The organism is Amycolatopsis thailandensis, assembly GCF_002234405.1.
Taxonomy (GTDB): domain Bacteria; phylum Actinomycetota; class Actinomycetes; order Mycobacteriales; family Pseudonocardiaceae; genus Amycolatopsis; species Amycolatopsis thailandensis.
In genome coordinates this window covers 150,469-169,561 of the sequence record NZ_NMQT01000073.1, presented here as the reverse complement: position 1 = coordinate 169,561, position 19,093 = coordinate 150,469, and the positions used below count along the sequence as shown (strand labels likewise).

Below are 19,093 nucleotides of genomic sequence, written 5' to 3'. Positions count from 1 at the left end.
TTACGCCCGTCCCGCGCCGACGGGCTCCGGAGCGCGGACGCTCGCCGGCGGATCGTCGGTGGACGGCTTCATGCCGAACTCGGTCGCCGGGTCGTAGAGCGTGCGAGTGACGTCCTCGCGGTCCTCACGCTCCATGTCGGCGATCTGAGTCGGGCTGTATCCGAGGGTCCGGCGAGCCATCCTGCGCGGCACCAGCTTGTCGGCCTGGTAGAGCTTGACCACCGCGTCGGACTTCTGCGCGAACGTCGGCGTCGCGCAGTCCGCCCAGGAAGTCTCCATCCAGCGCGCGTCGTCCGGCACCGAGCCGTCGCGCACCAGCATGACCAGGCGCATGATCCGCTCCCACGCGGTCTCGAAGCCCTTGATCCGCCGCTCGGCACGCTTCACGTGCCGGGCCTCGGCCGCGCGGATGCCGTCGGCGGAGGCCGGGTTATCGCTGGAGTAGCCGAGGTTGTGCAGGCTGAGCCCGGAGACGGTGGACACCATCGTCGCCAAGGCGCGGAGCGTGTTGTGGAAGTTCGTCAGGTCGGCCTCGTTGAACTGGCCGACCTCCACCCCGTCGTCCTTCTTCGTCTTCGACGTCGACCAGATCTTGCCCGCGATGGTCTGCCAGACGGAGACCTTCTTCCCGTCCTTGTCGGTGAAGTCGTCCTCGTCGAAGCCGAGCGCCCAGCGCCGGGGCATCGCGTGGAACTCGCCGCTGATCATCATGTCGGTGGCGACCTTGCAGGCCGCGTCCGACAGCGGGATCACGTCGGCCAGCTCGCTCGTGCCCAGCGGAGCCCACAGCTGCGGCCGGTTCACGATCGGGACCACCAGGACCTCGCCGAGCAGGTGGTCATCGCGGGACACCTCGACGTAGCCACCGGCCTCCGGCGCGGCCACGAAGGTCACGGTGTAGTCCGGCCGGTACAAGGTCACGTACCAGCGCAGCGCGCCGTCCGGCGCGACGTCGTGCCAACGCTTGATCGCCGCGATCACCCGGCGCGTGGCCGGGTCCAGCTCGACGTGGACCTCAAGCGGCGACTCGATTGTCACCAGCGGGTACTTCGCGTCCGCGCGCCGCGGATTCGTGCCGACGATCGCGTACGCCCGCTTCATGACCATCGCGGTCACGTGCGCCTGCTGGTATCCCGCGTCCAGGTCGTTGTACTGCGCGACGTGGTCCAATTCGCGGTCGACGTCCGGCTTTCCGCCGAGGCGGAAACCGTTGAGGTCGATCCGTTCCTCCAGCGCGTCGACGACCAGACGCGGCCAGTTGATTACCACCTGCCGAACCCGCTCATCGAGCGTGGCTTCCAGCTCGGGGTGCATGTACGAGAGCTTCTGGCGTCCCTCGTAGTAGTCGAGCAACCTGCGCAGCTCGGGCAGCTCGTAGTTGTGCGCGAGCGTCAGCCGGTTGATCCACTGCATGTCGATCGCGGAGGGCACGTCGCCAGTCGCCACAGGCACCCCCTTGCTCGCAAGGTATCTTCAAGGTACCTTAGAGGTATCTAGACCGGCGGCTGATGAGGAGTCGACATGACAACGAACTGGGTGACTTTCACCGCTACAGTCCCAGATTGGAGCATTCCCGCGATGGCGAAGCATGCAGCGAACTACGCATCACAAGCTACCGCCAAGGAAGCTGGTGACCCGACCGCCCCAGAAGCCGTCGCGAACGCCTACAACAGCGGTGTCAACGAGCACTGGCGCGCGTTCCTCAAGGCGCTGGCCCATGAATCCCTTGTGGCGCAAGGTGATTGGGTGGACTGGAAGCACCTCTGCGACATGATCAGCATCGACCGCCGGAAGGGAGCAGGCATGCTCGGCGCTGCGCAGAAACGCCTTGGCGGGCAGGTGCCGTTCGAGCGCGACCAGGTCGGCGACACCTACCGCTTCAAGATGACACCCGAGGTCGCGAACACGGTGCTCGCGCTCGCGAAGAAGGGCACCGACGAGTCCCTGGACGAAGCCGGTGAGCCGCCGATCACCGAATGACCATCCGGCCCGACCGGGCATGCTTCTGCGCCAGCTCGCGCCAGCGCGTGATCGCCATCGCAGCCGTCGGCACGGCGTCGATGCGCTTGCCGACGGCCTGGCGGTCGGGCTTGTCCGGTCGGAGCTGGTCGGCGTCCCCGGCCGGGTGGCGGACCTCCACGGCGTCGAAGCACCACTCGGCGACCGGGTTGGCGTGGTGCGTCCAGTTCCGGGACTTGGTGAGCGCCATCAGCTCGGTCATGCCGAACGTGAGCCCCCGGTAGGTCTGCGGGATCGGCGCGAGGTCGATCCGGGTCTTCTTCTGGATCTCCTGCCGGACCGGCTCGCCGGACCACTCGTCGTATCCGGCCGCCATGACCTTGAAGGTCCGGCAGTCCTCGGCGATGTCGGCGTAGATCACGTCGTAGTCGATGACGTCGCCGGGCGTGACGGTGATCCAGCCGCCGTCAGCCCATTGGGAGACCCGGCCGTTCGTCCGGCCGTCGAGGAACCGCACCGCGGCCTCGGGCAGCCAGAACCGCCAGAGCATCGACGGAACGCCGTCCAGGCCGTCTGGGATGAGCAGCGACCACGCGGTCATGTCGAGCTTGGCCGCGAGGTCGAGTCCGCCGTAGGCCCGGCGTCCGGCCAGCTCGGCGCGCAGCCAGTCCGGTGCCGGGGCAACGGTGCCCGCGCACTGCCGGTACAAGTGCATCGGCATCCACCTGTGCGCCTGCTGCACCCATTGGTTGAGCCGGTACTGCCGGAACGAATTCTCTTTGGACGGATCGTTCCTGGCCTCGGCCGCTTCCTGGCGTAGCGACCGGATCGAGAGGAAGTCGCCGAGCGCGGGATTCGCCAGCGCCCAGTTCTTCTCGTCCCACGGGTCGGCGTCTTCGGGAACGTTGCGGACGTACGCGAACCGGTGCCGGGCGCGGTCCGGGTCATCCTGGATGCGAACGCACTCGTCGTGCTCGGAGCGGGCGAAGCTGGCCGGGTCGTCACCGGCCGTGGTGGCGGCGATCATCATGGGCTGCGCGCGGGTGCCCATACCGGTCCGCATCGCGTCCCACAGCCGGGCGTCCCGCTGGGTCAGCACCTCGTCGAAGACCACGCCGTGCGGGTTGTGACCGAGGTTCCCGGCTGCGTCGGCCGCGACCACTTCGTAGTAGCTGCCGGTGCGTTCGTCGATGATCCGCTTGATGTGGTCCTTCACGACCAGGCGGGCGGACAAGACCGGCGACAGCTTCACCATGCGCGCCGCGACATCGAACACTTTCGCGGCCTGGCCCCGGTCCATCGCGCAGCCGTAGATCTCCGCGCCCTCCACGCCGTCACCGACGAGGAGGTAGAGCGCGATGAACGCCAGCAGCTCGCTCTTGCCGTTCTTGCGCGCCAGCTCGATCCAGCCGATCTGGTACCGGCGAACGTAGGACTCCCATTCGGGGTCCCACGTGACCTCGCCGAACAGCGGCTCGATGATGTCCTTGCGCTGCCACGACGCGAGTTCGAACGGCCGGCGAGCCCACTTGTCCTTCGTGTGGACACACAGCTCGGAGCAGAACGCGACCGCATGCGCGGCACGCGGTCGGCAGAAGTGATCGCCGCGTTTGCGGCAGGTCCGCCCGTCGAGGGTGAACCCGCACTCCGGCAGCCGAGGCTTACGAGAGGAGGCGCTCGGCGCTCGGCCCCTTGGCGGCACCCGGAGCGTCAACCTTCAACTGCGTGCGGTCGGACGGGGTGAGTCCGAACCTCGCGCCGTACTGCGCGAACGTCGTCTCGGCCTCACGCTGAACGACCAGCGCGGGGTTCTTCACGAAGCCGTTCGGCCCCTGCACCAGCAGCGCGGAGCCGTTGACGAGCTTGGTCGCCTGCCGGTAGCGCGCGAGGGCTTCGCAGACGATGACGAAGGCGTCGATGTCCCAGCTCGTCAGGACGCCGACGGTGATGAGGCCCGGCGCGAGCCGGTCCCAGACCGCGCGGGCGTCGTCGGAGAGTTCGGCGGGCGGCTGGACCTCGCCCTCGGGCGGGATCGGCTCGGCGTGGTTGATCCGGTCAGGGCGGTCGCCGTGCAGCACCTTGAGCGCTGTCGGCTTCGGCTTCGCACCGCGTGCTCCCACGTTCGACCTCCTTCACGGGTGATGGGCACGACGAAGCCCCCGACCGAGGGGGAAGGGGGTCGGGGGCTTCGTCGTGGTTCGAGGGGATCAGGTACCGGAGCTGCGGCCACCGGCAGCACCCGGCGACCGGATGCCGAGCCGACGCGCGGCACCCCGGATCATCGCCCCGCTGACGCGGGTGAGCGTCCGACGCATGGTGTCTCCTCCTCTCCCTTACTCGTCGTCCATTGGCACGCCGAGCAGGCGGGCCACGGCGTAGCCGTCCATGTACTTGTCGCCGACGTGCAGCAGCTTCGCGTTCCGGAGGAACTTCTCCTTGTCCTCGCGGGACTTGAAGCAGATCGCCAACCAGTACTCGGAGTCGGTTGCCAGGCGGAATCGTTCGGCCTCGCGCTTCGCGCGGTCCCGGAACCCTTGCTGTAGGGCTGTCAGCTCCCTACGGGAGTCCTCCGGTACGTCTCCGGTGTACTCGACATCGGCCAGCGGGTCCGGCTCCGGCTCCGCGTTGAGCTGGGCCAACAGGTCGTCGTTCGACCCGCCCATCGGGGCGGCCGAACCGGCGAGCTGGGCCATCACGTCGTCGTTAGAGTCCGGCACGGAACAGCTCCAAGTCCGCCAGCGGGAACCACTCCAAGATGCGCTCGTAGTCCCGGGGGAAGCGCTCCTTGATCGGGGCCAGGAAGCGGAGATCCAGGCCGTCGAAGGTTCGGTTGAACAGTTCGTAGTCGACCGGCAGCGGACATCGGTGGTCGGCGAGCGCGGCGCGGACGTGCCGGATACGCCAGTCCCACACCGGGCTCACCTTCATCACGTGCTCCCGAACGGGGCCGTGTCCCTTCAACGCCGTGCGGCGGTTTGGGGAATCCGCGGCACGGATGCCGTCGGCGGTGAAGGTGACCTCCGGGTCGAGGTCGTAGTACTCGCTGCACAGCACCCGTGAGATGTCGACGTAGTCCGGCTCGGGAAGCTGAGCGGCTTCGATGATCAGCCGCCGTTCGGGGACCTGGAACGTGAGGTTGTTCAGCCACCGGAAGAGGCTCGGGTGCGGAAGCTGCGGGATCGTCGTTCCGAAGAACTTCTCGTAGTCCACCAGCGACTCGTCCACGAACTCAAGACCCGGCACGAGGTACAGGTGAAACGGCCGGACCTCCACGTCCGCATCCCGGAGGGCGAGCCAAGCGGCGAGCGAGTCCTTCCCCCGGCTGAACGCCAGCAGGACCGGAATGCCCTTGCGGGCCAGCTCCTCCCGGATCTCGGCCGACGGCGTGACCCCGTCGATAAGCACCGGGGCGGTCTGATCGGCATTCGGGTTGATCACCACCGGCTACCACCTCCCGGCCGACGTGCCGGAGCGGTGTCGGAAATTTGTCGGGACACGGACGGGCCTGGCTGACGATCGGCCTTGCCGGGGGTGGGGAGGGGTGCCCCCCTGGGTCCCGCGGCGAGCGCGGGCTGCGGCCGAGTCCGTTCCGGCGCGGGCGGGAACTGCCGGCACTTTCCGGACCGGCGGTCGGTCGGCGGCCTCGTCGGCGCGGCCCGGTTCACCGGGTCCCTCCTCCACGGGTGACGGGGTCCCGGGCGGTGTATCGGTTGTGGCACGGCTGGCAGAGTCCCCGGCCATGCTCCGGCCGGTCCGGGTCGAGCCCTTGCCGGACGAGTGCCCGACGAGTGACCGGCCAGTGATCGGCCACTGTGGACGGTTGCACACACGGGCGGCCCGGATGCCCGGTGCACCCGGCATCGGTGCATCGGCACACGGGGTCACGGTCGAGCACTGCGGCCCGGAATGCCCGGTGCCCTGCTGTGCGGTACCCCTGCTGTGCAGGGTCGAGCCTGCGGCGGGCTGCTGCCTGCTGTGCATGCTCAGCACAGCGGCCCCCACCTGGGGCAGGCTCACCACAACCGGGCACGGTGCACGGTGCGGGGGCACGGTACGGCATGCCTTGCCCCCTGCCTGCCCTACAGGGCAACGGAAATACACCAGGGGCAGGGACACCAGGGGGACCGAAATACACACCTGCACGGGGCTCTCAGCGGCCGGAAATACACCAGCGGCAGGGAAACCCGGGATAGGGCAGTGCCCCCCTACCTGTTCGGCAGAGGGGCACTGAGCGGCACGGTGGGTCACTTGGCGGCCACGATGTCGAGCGACTTGGAAAAGGCCAGGTGCTTGAGCTTGTTGTACTGACCGAGGAAAGCACGGTCAGCCCTGGCCAGTTCGGCGGCATCGGTGCCGACACCGGGGACCGGAATTTCCCAGTCCAGGTACTCAGTGATCGAGTTGTACCCGGCCCACACGGTCCCCCGGATGTTCTCCTGGGTGTCGGCATTCTTGAACAGGCCATTGAGCGAGTCCCAATGGTCATGCTCGGGCTTTTTCCAGTCATCCAAGGGCTTCGAGAACTTTTCCGGCCACACGGCCTTGATCAGGTCACCGAAGGTGTCGGCCGACATCTTGGTGTTGATCATGCTTTCGGCTTCGGCCTTGAAGACCTCTGTCCACTCAAAATTGATCTTGAGGGCTTCACGGGCTTCGGCGATCCGGCCCTGTAGCCCCTTGCTGTGCCGAAAGGTGTACTCACTGCGGAAGTTGCGGAGTGCAGCCCTTTCGGTGTTGGCACAGACCACCCGGACCGGGGTGGTGACCACCTTGAGCTTCCCCTGTCCGGAGTAGTTGTTGAAACCGGCCATGAACAGGCCGATCTCATCGACACCACCGATGGTCACGGCCTGCGGAAGCTGCATGGTGAGGAAGATGTCCCGACCATTGCGGAGCGAACCTCCGGTGTCGAACACAGCACCGGAAGTGTCCACAATGGTCTGCATGAACTCGGCGAACTCTTCCGGCTGAATGATCGGGTACTCACCGGACACGATGCCGAGATTCTGAAGCTCCCCGGTGACCGGAGTGGTCCGGTAGGTGCTCACCCATCCATCCACGGGCAGAAGCTGTGCGGTGTCCTCTTCGGACACCACCAGATCATCAGAACCACGGTCCGGCTCCTGCGGAACGGGGCACTTCTGGGTGTGCTTGGCACCGATCTTTCGGTTGCACTCCTGGCACTTCTCACCCGGCACCACGGCGGTGAGACCGAGCGACTTCCGAATGTTCCAGTTGGACAACTGGGCCAGATCCAGCACTTCCTGTGCGGTCATGGGACCGGGGGCCACGGTGCCGAGCCGGTGCCAGCCCGGCTCACGGGCGGCAGCGAAAGCGGTGCTGCCATCGGCGAACAGTTCAAGCTCATGTGCCACTTGGAATCTCCCTGGTGTGTTGTGGCTGCCTTGCTGACTCCACAAGCATGCACACCAGAGTTTACTTCAAGCAACTTACTGTGATTCAAGACACAGTAGCTTGCTTCAGGTAAACACCGATGCTGATGATCGGTGAGTCAGCAAGGCACCACACAGCAAGGGAGACAGGCAGTGAAGCTCCGGAGAGGCCGGAACATCCGGCCGAACCACGAACCTCCCCGGCCACCCCGGGCGGAACCCCGGACGGTCGAACAGCTCTCACCGGAAGAGGCGGAACGGGTAGGGAAAGCGGCCTACTACGGCGGCACCGACTGCCACGACGGAAGGGGCGGCGTGATCGCTTGGGCCAAGCTCACCGACGCCCGCCGGGAGTACTACATCGGCATCGCCGCCTGCGTGCTCACCGAGGACTCCTACATCCGCCAGGAGGAAATCGTTCTGAGGGGCGGTCGGTGACCGGAATGGCTCGGATCACCAAGGAAAACCGCTGCGGTGGCTCGTACAAACGAGCCACCGACCTCCGGTCGCTGTCGCACCTCGGCAAAAAGTTCGACGGCCGAGTGTCCGGCAAGTGCTCCGTGTGTCGCGGGACGGTGAACGTCCAGCGCCGCGACGGAACCGCGACCCTGCACCTCCCGCGGGCGGCGGCGTGAAGCCCGTGCGGATCGATGGGACGGTCGTCTTCCCGGACGGCCGTACCCATCTGGTCCGGGTCTTCCCTGGCGGCTTCCTCCAGTACGCGGGCACTGCTGAGCAGTGGAGCGAAGCGGAAGCCGTCCTCAAAGCACTCGCCACGGCGTTCGCCGCCGTGGTCAACGAAAAGGATGATGCTCGATGAGCGGCAAGCTCAGGTTTGGCTACAACAAAGGACTTCCGTCCGGGGTCACCACCGCGTGGGGCTGCCGGGCGATCGTCGGCGACGGTTTCGGGATCGACGTTCCGCCGGACCGCGAGTCCGGCTTCGGCGACCACCACACCCTGACCGGGTACCTGCGGGACCACTGCGGTGACGCGTGGATGGCCAAGGCGACCGCCATGTTCGAGGAGGGCGAGATCTTCGTGGGCAGCGACCGCGAGATCACGCTGTTCGACGACGACCGCGCCGCCATCAAAGCGAACCCCCGGCGAAGCTACGGCTACCTCTACGTGTGCGCATACTTCAAGCCGCGGGCGGCCGAGCGCATCGACGACGGCGAGGGTTTCGCCTCGCTGCGTGAGCTGCTGGATCTGGGTGGCCACGACGATGAGTAAGCCGAAGGCGAAGTCCATCATCTGCGCAATGTGCAGCCGAGCGCTGGACACGCTCACCGACGAGTCCGGCGTTGGGTACGTCCATCCGGCCCACGTCAATGCCGACCACGATCCGGCACCGGTCGAAGCACCGGATGGCTGGCGTGGGCAATGCGACTTCTGCCTCGCCGACAACCCGGTCGCGGTGTTGCCCGCCAACGACTTCCGGGTTCCGCATGCGTCCACTCACCACAGTCGAGGTGACTGGGCGGCGTGCGGGATGTGCGCGATTCTGATCGAGACCGGTCGTTGGGAGAGGCTGGTCAAGCGCGCGGTACGGAAGACGGCGGACGTTCACCGAGTCCCGGTGAACGTGGCGATGGTGGTCATCACTACCGGGTTGTACGAGGCGCTGCGCGAGAACATCTGCGGACCGCTGCGTCGGCTGGACGAGAAGGCGGGCACCGATGGATAAGACGCTCGCGATCATCTCGGTAAACCAGGGCGACATCGTCCAGCTCGGGTTCACCAGCAACTACTTCCACGTGACCGATGTCCGGGAGCCGACGCATCCGGCGGCCCCCGGCATGGTCTGGCACGGCAGCTACTTCCGCTGGGCCGAGGGTTGCTGGGGTGAGCCGACGCTCATCCACATGCACGAGGGCAAGCCGATGCCCTTCGTGCTCGACCAGGCGACCCGCGAGATGTTCGGCTGGGGTGATCTGCCGTGAAGCACTCGCCGACACACAACGGCTGCCAGGTGTTCCACTTCGCCGCCTGGCGGTGGTGCATCAAACGCGCGCACGAGCTGCTGGAGGTCCACGACTCGGTGGCGACCTTCCACGAGCACGTGCTGATCACCGGCATGGAGCAGTTCCTACCGCTCAAGCCCGCGCCGGAGGGCCGGTTGAAGCTGATCGAGGTCCGGGTGGACATCGAGTACGCGATGACGAAGACCGATCTCAGCAAGCCGATCATCCTCGCGCCGCTGAGCAGTCCGTCCGGCGAAGAATTCGGCTGGATGGTCATCGACGGATGGCACCGGATCTACCGGGCGCTCTCCGAAGGGCGGGAGACCTTGCCCGCGTACCTGCTGAATCCGGCCGCCGAAGAGGCCATCCGCATCCCGCTCTGATCGAGGAGGCGAACACACCGTGACAAGCGACAGCCCCGGTCGCGAGGCGGCCGGGGCTATCGTGTCTTCCTGCAAAGAGTCAGCAAGGCAGGGAGACACCCGGATGGTACGTGACCCGCTGATCCCTCGGCTGGTCTCCACTACGGAGGCAGCCGAAGCATTGGGGTGCTCGCGCCAGTACGTGAACACGCTTATCAAGGAAGGCAAGCTCCCTGCCGCCTACGCGGGGACCACGCTGGTGCTGGCCGAGGACACCGTTCGCCGGTACGCGGCAGGTGAGCGGTTCGGCTTCCCGACGCTTCTGGTGATCGGCGTGTTCGACCGAGCGGCCGACAGGTGGGTGGAGCACGCCCGCAAGGCGGTGCCGCCGGACTACGAGATGCCGGAGCGCGTACGCCCCGAGGACATCGGCGTCGCAGCCGGCGAGCCGTACCGGGTCGAGCTGGTGGACAACCAGGGCAAGACTCTCGCGGTCAAGACCGTGGACGCCGAGGCGGTGAACTGATGACCGAGAACGAGAAGTACCTCGCCTTGTGCCTCGTGGACCAGATTGACGCCAGCGCCAGGGCGATCAGGGACCTCGGAGGCGACGACCTCGCGGAACAAGTCCGCGCGTTCGCCAAGGACGTCCGGCACACGGTCGCTACGGGAGGCAGCCTGTTCAGCGACGAAGTGGTCAGCTGATGGGGTTCATCCACGAGATGCCGCCGGAGGCGGGTGCCTGGCAGGTCGAGACTCGGCGCGAGAGCTTCTACCTGCATCGAGGCGAGACCGGCGATCTGAGCACGTCCCCGACAACCGGCTTCTCCTGCCCCGAGGAGTCGCTGCCTGGTCTCGTCGCTGCGTTGAAGCTGGTCATGTCCACGAAGGCGTACCAGGAGGACGCTCGTCGTCCAGTCGGCCCGTGCGCGATCACGCTCGAATCGGGTCGCGCGAACGTGCACGTGCCGGTGATCACCTACGGGGCTCACCTGGAGATCCGATATGGCGAGGTTCCGATCCTGCTCGGGAGGCTGGAGAGCCTGTTGAACGGGACCTACGGGGAGGTTGTCCGGGGGCTGTAGCCACACTGCCGGACGTTGATGACACCGATCTTGCACGCAGGTCAGGGCGTTGGCAAGTTCATGCGACGTGGCGTGGCTTACTCACGTGCGCCAGCGCGAGGTCGCGGACGTCTCCGAAGCGGAAGACCGGTCGGCCCCGGCCGTCGGTGCCGTGCGGCACGATCCTGCCCCGGCTCACCCAGGAGTCCCAGGTTCCGCGCGGGATGGTCTTGTCCAGCAGGAGCCGAGCCCAGCCGAGCGCCACGGTCGCGGTGACGCGGAGGTCGGCGGCGTAGCTGATCATCCAGTTCCGGCGCTCGTCGACGTCGTGTTCGGTGCCGCAACTGCCGCACTGCACCCGGCGCTGACCGGGGCGGGCGTAGAGGTGATCGGGACACCTCCCGTCTTCGACCTGCGCATCGCATGGTCCGGCGTAGATCCGGTCCGGCGGGCGGTCGACGACCCGGCGGACCCGAGCGACGACGTGAGTGATCTCGTCGTGCAGCTCGTCGGCCGCCGGGTGCAGTGCGAGCAGTCCGGGCAGGCCGACCATCCAAGCGACCGCGCCTGCGGTGGACCCGGCAGGCGGGAGCAGGTGCGGATTGCACTCGTGCACCTCGCGTGCCCAGGTCGAGATGGTGTTCGCCAGCACCCAGCCGACTTCGCTGGCCGCTTCGTGAAACGGCATCGGCCGCTCGGCGGCATGGCCGCCGACGCCGGTCCCGAGCGTCATCGTGTGCTGCCGGGAGAGCGTGATGCCCAGCTCGGCGAGGAGGCCGTGCCCGCCGCTGCCGTCGCTGATCAGTTCCCTCAGCGCGGCGGTCAGCTCGGCGAGGCAGCCGGGGCACAGCATGTCGGTCGTCGGCCTGCCGCACCCGGTGACGCAGCTCCGCTCACTCATGACGGTTCCCGCCTTCGGCGGCGGACCAGACGGCGGCGGTGATCAGCCCGGCGACGCCGATCAGCAGCCACTTCCAGTCGGACGTCCAGACGCTCACCACCACGGCCGCGACCAGCAGCGTGAAGCCGACGGCACCGGCGCGCGGGAGGCTGTTCGGTGCGCTCACACCATCACCGCCCACAGGACGGCGATGGCTACGAGGCAGAGCAGGCAGAGCGCGATGAACGCGGCTTCCGGCCAGGATGGCTGCGGCGGGCGGTGCATCACTCGGCCTCCCCGTAGCCTGCCGCGTGCAGCAGGGGCAGCAGGTCGGCCAGCTCCAGGCGCACGGGCACGGCGAGCCGAGCGTTCGGAACCTGGACAGCGTCGGGATCGCGGGCGAACTCGATGAGCGCGGCGAGGTCTCCGGCGGGCAGCCACGCCCACCAGGTGCCCGGGTCGCTCTTGCCGTCGCGGCGCTGAACCACGATGCCGAAGTCGGCCCCGGCGGAGACGGCCTGGTCGTTCGTCTCGCGGATGATGTTCGCGATGTCGAGCGTGGAGAGGTTGCCGCGTGCCTTGACCTGCCAGACCAGCCGGTCGGTGCCTCGGATGTCGCCGAGGTCGGCGCTCGTCCGGTCGGCGCTGCGCCAGCCGTTGTCGGCCTTGCGCTCGGCAGCCGGCCAGCCGTGGACACGGAGGTATCGGCCGACGTCGCGCTCGGCGCGGATGCCCTTGTCCCGGTTGGCTCGGCCGATCTCGGCCCGGGTGCGGGTCGTGGTGGCCCTGGCTACTGCTGATCACTCCTGGCTGTCGTGGTGCTGGTCTTGAGTGCGGCACGGACGAGTTCCATGCCGCGTGCGGCGCGTTCCGCGGCCTCGGGGTCGTGGTGGCAGAGCCGGGTTCCGACGTAGCCGTTGGCGTCGCACAGGTCGCAGTTGGCGATTGCGCGTTCGCGGTCGGCCGCGCGCGCTCGCTGTTGCTCGGTGCGGCGGGCTGCGCCGCGTGAGGTGGCTTGCTGGTCCCATCGCTGGGCCGCTTCGCGGGCTCGGGCGCAGACGCCGCACGGCGGCGGGTCGGGGTCGTGCTCGTGGTCGATGCACCGGTCGGGTGGGCGTTGGTCGGCGTCGGGCGGTGCCTCGCGCGCGCTCCCGCGTGCGCGCGCACCCCCTTCCCTTCCTTTCCTTTCCCTTCCTTTCCCCGTGGTAGGGCTACCGGAGTCCTGCTGTAGCGACGGTGGAGCCTCGCTACCTGCGGATTGTGGAGAACCTGGGGATTTCTCCGGTGAAGCCCCGGTAGCCCTACTGTCGGGGGACGGGACAGGTAGCGGAGTGCCTTCCGACGCGGGCGGGATCTTCGACGGCGTGGGCTTCTGGATGCTCTGGTGATCGCTCCAGTTGACGATCTCCAGGTACCGCCGACCGCCCACGCGGTAGCGCACAATGCGCTCGTGGGCGGCCAGCGTCTCCAGGTCTTCCTCGATGTCGGCCAAGGACACGTCGTCCAGTGGCCAGATGTCACCCTTGATCAGCCGGGCGTTGTCCTTGGTGCGGCCTGCGTCGTCGCAATGCGTCCACAGGCCGATCCATGTCAGGCGCGCGCGAAATGGCAGCGCCGACACGTCCTCGGACCGGAAGAAGCTCGGCTTGATCGTGCGGATACGGGGCACTGAGAGCCTTTCCCCGTCGGTGGTCGGTCAGTGTTCGAGGTGGTGCAGCACGGGCGCGGACCCGAGCAGCACGGGTGCTTCGAGCGCGCCCGCCAGCATCTGCCGGACGTCGGCGAACGCCTGGCGCTCGACGAGATCCGGTCGGTCGAGCCGGTACCCGATACCGAGCTGGCCTTCGCGGATACGCCAGCGCAGCCGGGCGGTGACCTCGGTCGCGGGGAGGCCAACGAACGGGGCGACCGCGATCGTGAATTCCGCGGGGACCTCCAGCCGGCCACTCGCCCCGGCCTTGGCCTTGGTCTCCTCGCTCCACGAGAGCTGCACGTCGCCGGAGTCCAGCCGGGAGCCTCGGGAGAACGAGGCGTTCCGCCGGGTCTGGAAGGTCAGCGCGATTTCGAGCATCGTCGCGGTGTCCGGGTTGACGATCGTGTGCGCCCGGTCCTCCAGGTGCTCGGCGAAGTCCTCCTGCGACATCAGCGAGTTGTCCCGCCGAATCCACGCCTTCCAGTCCTCGTCCCGCTTGAGCTTGAGGACGGCTTCGTGGTCACGCCATCCGGCCGTGTAGCCGTTGGAGTGGTCGTTGAAGGTGGCGGTCACCTGCGAGTGGTCCTGGTCGGCCCACACCGTGGTCGAGGCCGAGTGCAGCCGGTTGACGTAGGCGGCGAAGTCGCTCGGCTCGGTGAGCAGCGCGGTCCCGCGCGGCCTGCGGGGCTGGTCCAGCATGCGTTCGAGGTCGGTGGTGTCGATCCGCTCGTCGTTGCGCAGCGTCCGCACGACCACGGACTTCTCCGGTGTCAGGTCGAACGGCTGCGGCGGCGTGGCCTCGTCGGCACGGCGCTGGAGGTCGGCGACCACGGCGGCGGTCTGATCGGTGGTGTCGTCGGGCACGGGTGCTCCTACTCCGAGAACAGCGCGGTCTGGCGCGGGTCGTTGCGGACGAGTTCGCCAGCGTCGGTGGCGAAGAAGATCGACTCGGAGCGGTCGTGCTCCGGCAGGCTGCACTTGATCTGATCGGCGACCATGACGGCCCCGGGCGTGCGCTCCTGCGGTCGGATCGTGAGGGTGTACGTGATCTTCCCGGCCTTGCGGGTCTCCTCCACGGACAGCACGAGGTCGCGCAGCGCCTCGGACAGCTCCTGGTGGGTCTTCCCGCGCCGGTGCTCCATCAGGAAGGCCGCGAAGTCGCGCGGCTCGGCGCGCTCCGTCGTGGCCTTGGTGGCGGCTTCGGTCATGCTCGTTCCTCCTTGGCAGCAGCGGTTTCCTCGCGGATGAGCTGCCGGATGTTCTGGGCGAGGCTGATTCCTGCGCTGATGCAAAGCAAGATGGTCGTGATCAGCCGGACGGTGTCGGTGGCTCGTCTCATGGGGTGGCGGGCTCCTCGGGCGGGATCTCGTCGGCGGACGGCTGCGGTTCGCTGGTGTCCTCGGCGGGCTCGGCGTCGATCACCTCCCCGTCGAAATCGGAGGCGACGTCGTCCAGGGCCTCGGCGTCGAGATCGGTGCGGACCGTGCCCTCGGCCGCGATCGCGCGGTTCATGACCGTGGCCATCGGCAGCCATTTCGCGAGCTGGCGAACGGCTGTCTTGCGGGCCATCGCCTCCCAGTCGGTGACCCACGGCCCCTTCTTGCCCGCGCGGGAGCGACCTCGGATCGCTTCGACGCTGCCGACGTCGAGCACCTCGAACTCGGCCCCGCCGTCAACGAGGGTGGCGGCGGCGTAGACATCAGTGATGCCACCGCGGTCTCCTCGCGCGGGCCGGTGCACCAGGTCGGGATGCAGCCCGTACGAGTACTCGAACTCGTCGGCCTCGTGGACGACCCGGGCGGAGATGTTGCGGAGCTGGCCGCTGTTCCACGCGAGCTTGATCAAGCCCCGGTAGCCGGGGATGAACGTCACCTGGTCCCCGTACGGAACCAAGTACGCCTCGCCCAGCGGGCCGGGTTCGAGCCCGAGCTGCGCGGAGGTCATGAGCGCACCGAGGAGCGATTCGGGGCGACACCGCATCAGGTCGTTGTTCTGCTTGATCACGGTCAACGCGACCCGCGTGAACCGCTCGGGATTCAACGCGGTGCCGTGCAAAGCGCGGGCGATCTCCGGCTTCTGCCGTTCGATGAGCGTGCGCAAGTCGCCGCCGCCGGACGACGCCGAGCTGGACTTCCGCTGCGCGAGCGCGGCCTTGGTGTTCGAGTTGCTTACTGCTGATCCCTCCTGGCTGTGGTGGTGGCGTAGGTCAGGCGTCGGCCCGCTGGCCGCTCGGTGACGTAGAGCGCGTACAGGTCCGGGCGCTCGACGGCGAACGCCTCGTGGTCGACGGACCGCGAAGGCTTCGCCGGAGCCCGATGAGTCGCGACCTTCTCCCCGTCGAGCCGGGCTTCCTCGGCCTGGCCCATCTCCGCGCGCAACCGGTTGTCGATGCCGGTGCGCTCGGACTCCAGCGCTTTGATCTGTTCGCTCAGCTCGTGGCGGCGCGCAAGATGCTTGTGCCACAACGGGTCCAGCTCGACTGTCTCGCCTGGCACCGCAGGCCAGCGCGCCAGCGCTCGGCGGGTGATCTCGGAGGCGTCAGCCGGGGGCGGTTCGTCCCGCTGCACGTGGTCCCAGAACTCGGTCGCGGCGTCCACGAGGTCGGCGATCAGCTCGTCGTCGCGGTCGATGATCCGTTCGAGGTAGGTGTTCGTGTCGAGCAGCGCGACGACGAAGGTCCGGGGTGCGCCGAGCAGGTGCATGTACCACTGGACCTGGCAGACGTAGTGGACCGGAACGTCGTCCTCGGCCCATTCGGCGACGGCTCGATGTCCGCCGGTCTTCGCCTCGACGATCCCGGCCAGCTCGCCCGAGTACTCCCACGCCAGCCCGTCGACGTTGCCGAGCATCCACGTGTGGTCGCGGTTGCCGTAGACGCCCTCGCCCCCGGTCAGCACGTACTCGGGGTGCCGGTTGTCCCATTCGCGCAGCAGCACCGGTTCGAGCACGTGGCCCCAGTACATGCGCTCGGTGGCGACCTCGTCGAACTCGGCTTCGACCCGCCGGGTCTTCTCCAACCAGAGCTGGAACGGCGTCTTCCACGGGTTCAGCCCGGCCGCAGCGGCAACGTCGGAGCCGCCAAGGCCGAAGGTGCGCGCGAACTCCCAGTCGTCCTGGCTCGCTCCGGCCGGAAGCACGACCGGGACGTCCAGCTTCCCGGCCGTCACGACGTCCTCCGCAGACCGCGGGAGGTAGCCGCGGCAATGTCGCTGACCTGGAGCGGAACCGTAGCGACCCACCAGTGCTCAGGCCGGGCGTCCTCGTGGAGAACGTCGAGCATGACCGGCGGAACCTTGTGCCACAGCGCCCAGGCCGTCCAGCGAACGATGTCGTCCGTTGGCTGGACCGACACCCGCACAGCCGTGCGGTCGCAGGTGAGCCAGTTGGACGTGAGGCCCAGCCCCCAGCGGTCGGGCTGCGGCAGGTCTGTCAGCCAGACCAGCCAGTGCCCGAGCAGCGGGTGCCGGTTCGGGCGCAGCTCACGGCTTCGCTGGATCGAACGTGCCCGGTGTTCGCAGGTGAAGTGGTAGAACGCGCGGGGCAATCACTGATCACCGACTTGAACGGTCAGCGGATGGGCGCGGAACCACTCGTGCGCGTCGTACATGGCGACGGAGTGCGCGGTCGTCTTCCGCTTGTTCGCGGTCGTGATCGCCTCGCGGAGCGACTGCGGAAGCCGTAGCCAGCACGTCCGGCAGGCGTAGAACTCGGGCTTGACCTGCCGCCCGCAACCGCCGGGGCAGTCATGGTTCCTTCGTCGGGTCGCCGTCAGTCCTGCTCACCGCCGTCGCGGTCGTCGTCGGAGGCGGGTGCGTCAGCCGGCGAGCCGCCGGTGGTGTCGAAGGAGGGAAGCTGGTCGGCCAGCTCGTCCATCGTCTCGTTGAACACCGGAGTGTCGGGATCGCGCTTCTGCCACTGAACAGTCAGCGGGAGAACGACTTCGTCGGTCACCGGGTTCGGCAGCTCGGTCGTCTCGGCGTTGTCCTGGGCGGTCTCGGTCACGGTCTTCTCCGTCTCGGTCTCGTCGTTCACAGGACAACCCCGGCGATCGTGAAGCCGAGGGCGAAACCCAGGCACGCCATAGCGGCGACGACACCGACGATGGCCCGCGGCAGCGCTCGGGCGGTCATCGCCGACCGGCGGAGCGCGGTTCGCCAGCGGTCGAGCGTGCTCAGCCGGGCGTGGCGGCCGGTTGGGGCGGGAGCAAGCAGGCGGGCGGCCATCACGCGACCTGCCCATTCCAGTGCCGTGCGGGCGCGTCGCGTCGGGGTACGGGCATGACCAGGTTGGTGATCTCGCCGTACAGGTACACCACATCCCGTCGGGTGCACTCGTCCGCTTCGTGAAGCACGTGCCTGCCTTCCTGGTCGTCGTGCTGCTGCGTGATGGGGGTGGTCATCCGTAGCTCCGATCCGGTCAGAGAGATCGGGAGCTGGCCGACGAGATGTCGGGGGCTACCCGTCGGCCAGCTCCCGCCTGGTCCGCTATGCGCCACGGGCCAGGCGCTTGGTGGGGTCCGGCCGCAGCAGGACCGCCAGCTGGTCCCGCTGCGCGGGAGTGAACGGGCCGTGGTCATCGGCGATGTCGGCGACGTACTCGGCGAGGCTGCGACTGATGCCGAGCCGTTCGAGGTCGCCATCGGAGAGCACCGGCCGAGCTGGCTTTCCGGTCATGCCGCACCCGACGCGCCGTCGTCCTCTTCGTCCGTGGCGTCGCCACGCGCGAGGTAGGGGCCGATCAACTCCGGGCTCGCGGCCGGGTCGTCGACCACGAAGAAGGTGCCGTGCGGCACGCCGAGAACGTCTTCCAGCTTTGCCGCCTGCTGGAGCGGAATCACCGGCGATGCCCCGTTCAACACCTGGCTCAGCCGAACCGGCGAGATGCCCGCACGGAACGCCACGTCCGCATGCCGACCGGTCGCTTCGACAAGCTCCCGAAGTGCGCTAGCGTCTGACGCTCGCACGTATGTAGCCACGACGAACTCCTGTTGGGTTAGCAAGCATGGGTGATCCGCGCGGCGGCCCAAGATCCGCCGACCGCGTCATTGGCCCTGGTCAAGGGCCGTAAAGACCGTGTCTGATCTCCACGTTAAATTGGTTTCAACACGGCCGCAACGGTTACAGTCAGTTAAACGTGCTTTAATTCCTGCGACGTGGGCCACGTCGGGGCCTAGGGGCGGTGTGGTGAATCTCTGCGAACTGATCAACATGATCAAAGATCGCGACGGCCTTACCTGGCGCGAACTCGCGGACCGTGCGCGACAGAAGGGTGCCCCGGTACCGACTGGCCTGTTCCACCTGGGCAACCCGGACCGGCCGATGCAGGACTTCCCCCGCACGAAGACGATCATGGGCGTCGCCGCCGCGTTGGAGGTCGAGCCCGACGTGGTGGCGGCTGCCGCCCTGGAGTCCCTTAACCTGCAACAACGCAACGTGGTCGACGTTCACGTCAAGAATGCCCGCATCCATACGGGTGGTACGAACCCGGAAGTAGGGGGCCAACCGGGTGAACGCTGGGTGATCATCACCCCAGATGACGAAACCCCGCAAGATGTGCTCAATGCGTTCGAAAACGCGACAAATCTCCGCGTTGTCCTGCCGAAAGATGCGTCGTTACCTGCGGAAACTGCTTAGTTGCCGAGACACCCCCGGCCGTAAACACCCGTAAGTATCAAGGTGGTAGGACGATCGGGCGATTGTTACCGTCCGGTCAGGGGATGCCACAGGGGCTGCGGCGAAGCCTTCGACCGCTGGCCTCCGATGGGGCGGGAGGGGTGTG

The 19,093-nt window shown here is 67.7% G+C and carries 32 protein-coding genes and 1 pseudogene; 12 read left to right on the top strand and 21 right to left on the bottom strand.

Translation table 11 applies throughout. The features are described 5' to 3' along the window. Positions 1 to 1,446, bottom strand: a complete 1,446-nt coding sequence (locus CFP71_RS21370) for a phage portal protein (RefSeq protein ID WP_093935632.1) — start codon at positions 1,444 to 1,446, stop codon at positions 1 to 3. Between the two features lie 75 nt (positions 1,447 to 1,521). On the opposite strand from CFP71_RS21370, the gene CFP71_RS21365 reads away from it, so the two are divergent. Beyond that, positions 1,522 to 1,980 (top strand): hypothetical protein, encoded by a 459-nt coding sequence (locus CFP71_RS21365; protein ID WP_143267144.1) that lies wholly within the window; start codon positions 1,522 to 1,524, stop codon positions 1,978 to 1,980. Here the strand turns inward: CFP71_RS21365 and CFP71_RS21360 are convergent. The 5 genes from CFP71_RS21360 to CFP71_RS21335 all read right to left on the bottom strand — a co-directional run bounded on the left by CFP71_RS21360 (position 1,970) and on the right by CFP71_RS21335 (position 7,334). Continuing rightward, positions 1,970 to 3,661 carry a terminase large subunit gene (locus CFP71_RS21360; RefSeq protein ID WP_093935630.1) on the bottom strand — a complete coding sequence of 564 codons (1,692 nt, stop codon included), beginning with the start codon at positions 3,659 to 3,661 and terminating at the stop codon, positions 1,970 to 1,972. The two genes, CFP71_RS21365 and CFP71_RS21360, sit on opposite strands and share 11 nt — an antisense overlap. Continuing rightward, positions 3,621 to 4,079: a phage terminase small subunit P27 family gene (locus CFP71_RS21355; protein ID WP_093935629.1), complete on the bottom strand. Its 459-nt coding sequence runs from the start codon at positions 4,077 to 4,079 to the stop codon at positions 3,621 to 3,623. Before CFP71_RS21355 ends, CFP71_RS21360 begins: the two co-directional genes overlap by 41 nt. A 213-nt stretch (positions 4,080 to 4,292) precedes the next feature. After that, positions 4,293 to 4,676 carry a hypothetical protein gene (locus CFP71_RS21350; protein WP_236808696.1) on the bottom strand — a complete coding sequence of 128 codons (384 nt, stop codon included), beginning with the start codon at positions 4,674 to 4,676 and terminating at the stop codon, positions 4,293 to 4,295. After that, entirely contained in the window at positions 4,663 to 5,400 is a 738-nt protein-coding gene (locus CFP71_RS21345) for an adenine nucleotide alpha hydrolase family protein (RefSeq protein ID WP_208636000.1), read from the bottom strand. Before CFP71_RS21345 ends, CFP71_RS21350 begins: the two co-directional genes overlap by 14 nt. Positions 5,401 to 6,203: 803 nt before the next feature. Further along, a complete protein-coding gene (locus tag CFP71_RS21335; RefSeq protein WP_093935626.1) occupies positions 6,204 to 7,334 on the bottom strand; it encodes a DUF932 domain-containing protein in 1,131 nt (376 codons plus the stop codon). Between the two features lie 171 nt (positions 7,335 to 7,505). Between CFP71_RS21335 and CFP71_RS21330 the strand changes: the two genes are divergently transcribed. The 10 genes from CFP71_RS21330 (at position 7,506) to CFP71_RS21285 (ending at position 10,763) form a co-directional block, all read left to right on the top strand. Then, positions 7,506 to 7,790: a hypothetical protein gene (locus CFP71_RS21330; RefSeq protein ID WP_093935625.1), complete on the top strand. Its 285-nt coding sequence runs from the start codon at positions 7,506 to 7,508 to the stop codon at positions 7,788 to 7,790. Further along, positions 7,787 to 7,987: a hypothetical protein gene (locus CFP71_RS21325; protein WP_143267143.1), complete on the top strand. Its 201-nt coding sequence runs from the start codon at positions 7,787 to 7,789 to the stop codon at positions 7,985 to 7,987. The genes CFP71_RS21330 and CFP71_RS21325 overlap by 4 nt, the downstream gene beginning before the upstream one ends. 5 nt (positions 7,988 to 7,992) lie before the next feature. Further along, a complete protein-coding gene (locus CFP71_RS21320) occupies positions 7,993 to 8,172 on the top strand; it encodes a hypothetical protein (protein WP_143267142.1) in 180 nt (59 codons plus the stop codon). Beyond that, a complete protein-coding gene (locus CFP71_RS21315; protein ID WP_093935622.1) occupies positions 8,169 to 8,585 on the top strand; it encodes a hypothetical protein in 417 nt (138 codons plus the stop codon). Before CFP71_RS21320 ends, CFP71_RS21315 begins: the two co-directional genes overlap by 4 nt. Then, positions 8,578 to 9,039 (top strand): hypothetical protein, encoded by a 462-nt coding sequence (locus CFP71_RS21310; protein WP_143267141.1) that lies wholly within the window; start codon positions 8,578 to 8,580, stop codon positions 9,037 to 9,039. Before CFP71_RS21315 ends, CFP71_RS21310 begins: the two co-directional genes overlap by 8 nt. Then, positions 9,032 to 9,295, top strand: coding sequence for a hypothetical protein (locus tag CFP71_RS21305; protein WP_093935620.1), 264 nt, complete (start codon positions 9,032 to 9,034; stop codon positions 9,293 to 9,295). The genes CFP71_RS21310 and CFP71_RS21305 overlap by 8 nt, the downstream gene beginning before the upstream one ends. Beyond that, positions 9,292 to 9,699 carry a hypothetical protein gene (locus CFP71_RS21300; RefSeq protein ID WP_093935619.1) on the top strand — a complete coding sequence of 136 codons (408 nt, stop codon included), beginning with the start codon at positions 9,292 to 9,294 and terminating at the stop codon, positions 9,697 to 9,699. The genes CFP71_RS21305 and CFP71_RS21300 overlap by 4 nt, the downstream gene beginning before the upstream one ends. A 103-nt stretch (positions 9,700 to 9,802) precedes the next feature. After that, a complete protein-coding gene (locus CFP71_RS21295; RefSeq protein ID WP_093935618.1) occupies positions 9,803 to 10,204 on the top strand; it encodes a helix-turn-helix domain-containing protein in 402 nt (133 codons plus the stop codon). After that, positions 10,204 to 10,383: a hypothetical protein gene (locus tag CFP71_RS21290; protein WP_093935617.1), complete on the top strand. Its 180-nt coding sequence runs from the start codon at positions 10,204 to 10,206 to the stop codon at positions 10,381 to 10,383. The genes CFP71_RS21295 and CFP71_RS21290 overlap by 1 nt, the downstream gene beginning before the upstream one ends. Next, positions 10,383 to 10,763 carry a hypothetical protein gene (locus CFP71_RS21285; RefSeq protein WP_093935616.1) on the top strand — a complete coding sequence of 127 codons (381 nt, stop codon included), beginning with the start codon at positions 10,383 to 10,385 and terminating at the stop codon, positions 10,761 to 10,763. Before CFP71_RS21290 ends, CFP71_RS21285 begins: the two co-directional genes overlap by 1 nt. Before the next feature lie 58 nt (positions 10,764 to 10,821). Here CFP71_RS21285 and CFP71_RS21280 read toward each other — a convergent pair whose 3' ends face one another. From CFP71_RS21280 to CFP71_RS21230, 15 genes and pseudogenes are all read right to left on the bottom strand, one after another. Then, entirely contained in the window at positions 10,822 to 11,643 is an 822-nt protein-coding gene (locus tag CFP71_RS21280; RefSeq protein ID WP_143267140.1) for a hypothetical protein, read from the bottom strand. Next, the gene (locus CFP71_RS44250) at positions 11,636 to 11,809 is read right to left on the bottom strand and encodes a hypothetical protein (RefSeq protein ID WP_162788250.1); all 174 of its coding nucleotides are present in this window, start codon (positions 11,807 to 11,809) and stop codon (positions 11,636 to 11,638) included. Before CFP71_RS44250 ends, CFP71_RS21280 begins: the two co-directional genes overlap by 8 nt. Positions 11,810 to 11,906: 97 nt before the next feature. Further along, on the bottom strand, positions 11,907 to 12,110 hold the full coding sequence (locus tag CFP71_RS21275; protein WP_093935614.1) for a hypothetical protein: 204 nt from the start codon (positions 12,108 to 12,110) through the stop codon (positions 11,907 to 11,909). A gap of 302 nt (positions 12,111 to 12,412) precedes the next feature. Further along, on the bottom strand, positions 12,413 to 13,291 hold the full coding sequence (locus CFP71_RS43675; protein WP_143267139.1) for a hypothetical protein: 879 nt from the start codon (positions 13,289 to 13,291) through the stop codon (positions 12,413 to 12,415). 27 nt (positions 13,292 to 13,318) lie between these two features. Continuing rightward, complete coding sequence (locus CFP71_RS21265) at positions 13,319 to 14,179, bottom strand: DUF2303 family protein (RefSeq protein ID WP_093935612.1); 861 nt, start codon at positions 14,177 to 14,179, stop codon at positions 13,319 to 13,321. Positions 14,180 to 14,187: 8 nt separating this feature from the next. Continuing rightward, a complete protein-coding gene (locus CFP71_RS21260) occupies positions 14,188 to 14,523 on the bottom strand; it encodes a hypothetical protein (RefSeq protein ID WP_093935611.1) in 336 nt (111 codons plus the stop codon). Beyond that, on the bottom strand, positions 14,520 to 14,654 hold the full coding sequence (locus tag CFP71_RS45380; protein WP_279629233.1) for a hypothetical protein: 135 nt from the start codon (positions 14,652 to 14,654) through the stop codon (positions 14,520 to 14,522). Before CFP71_RS45380 ends, CFP71_RS21260 begins: the two co-directional genes overlap by 4 nt. Then, a pseudogene (locus CFP71_RS21255) lies at positions 14,651 to 15,463 on the bottom strand (recombinase RecT); the annotation flags it as partial. The gene CFP71_RS45380 and the pseudogene CFP71_RS21255, both read right to left, overlap by 4 nt. Before the next feature lie 20 nt (positions 15,464 to 15,483). After that, the gene (locus CFP71_RS21250; protein WP_167406219.1) at positions 15,484 to 16,482 is read right to left on the bottom strand and encodes a YqaJ viral recombinase family nuclease; all 999 of its coding nucleotides are present in this window, start codon (positions 16,480 to 16,482) and stop codon (positions 15,484 to 15,486) included. Then, complete coding sequence (locus CFP71_RS43670) at positions 16,479 to 16,859, bottom strand: hypothetical protein (RefSeq protein ID WP_143267138.1); 381 nt, start codon at positions 16,857 to 16,859, stop codon at positions 16,479 to 16,481. Before CFP71_RS43670 ends, CFP71_RS21250 begins: the two co-directional genes overlap by 4 nt. Before the next feature lie 224 nt (positions 16,860 to 17,083). Beyond that, on the bottom strand, positions 17,084 to 17,347 hold the full coding sequence (locus CFP71_RS44245; RefSeq protein ID WP_093935607.1) for a hypothetical protein: 264 nt from the start codon (positions 17,345 to 17,347) through the stop codon (positions 17,084 to 17,086). Next, the gene (locus CFP71_RS21235) at positions 17,344 to 17,541 is read right to left on the bottom strand and encodes a hypothetical protein (RefSeq protein WP_093935606.1); all 198 of its coding nucleotides are present in this window, start codon (positions 17,539 to 17,541) and stop codon (positions 17,344 to 17,346) included. The genes CFP71_RS44245 and CFP71_RS21235 overlap by 4 nt, the downstream gene beginning before the upstream one ends. Next, positions 17,538 to 17,714 (bottom strand): hypothetical protein, encoded by a 177-nt coding sequence (locus CFP71_RS44240; protein WP_162788246.1) that lies wholly within the window; start codon positions 17,712 to 17,714, stop codon positions 17,538 to 17,540. The genes CFP71_RS21235 and CFP71_RS44240 overlap by 4 nt, the downstream gene beginning before the upstream one ends. A gap of 85 nt (positions 17,715 to 17,799) precedes the next feature. Next, entirely contained in the window at positions 17,800 to 17,988 is a 189-nt protein-coding gene (locus tag CFP71_RS43660; protein WP_143267136.1) for a hypothetical protein, read from the bottom strand. After that, entirely contained in the window at positions 17,985 to 18,215 is a 231-nt protein-coding gene (locus tag CFP71_RS21230; protein WP_093935605.1) for a helix-turn-helix domain-containing protein, read from the bottom strand. Before CFP71_RS21230 ends, CFP71_RS43660 begins: the two co-directional genes overlap by 4 nt. Positions 18,216 to 18,498: 283 nt before the next feature. Here CFP71_RS21230 and CFP71_RS21225 point away from each other — a divergent pair, with 283 nt between their 5' ends. Further along, a complete protein-coding gene (locus CFP71_RS21225; RefSeq protein ID WP_143267135.1) occupies positions 18,499 to 18,948 on the top strand; it encodes a hypothetical protein in 450 nt (149 codons plus the stop codon). Positions 18,949 to 19,093 lie beyond the last annotated feature (145 nt).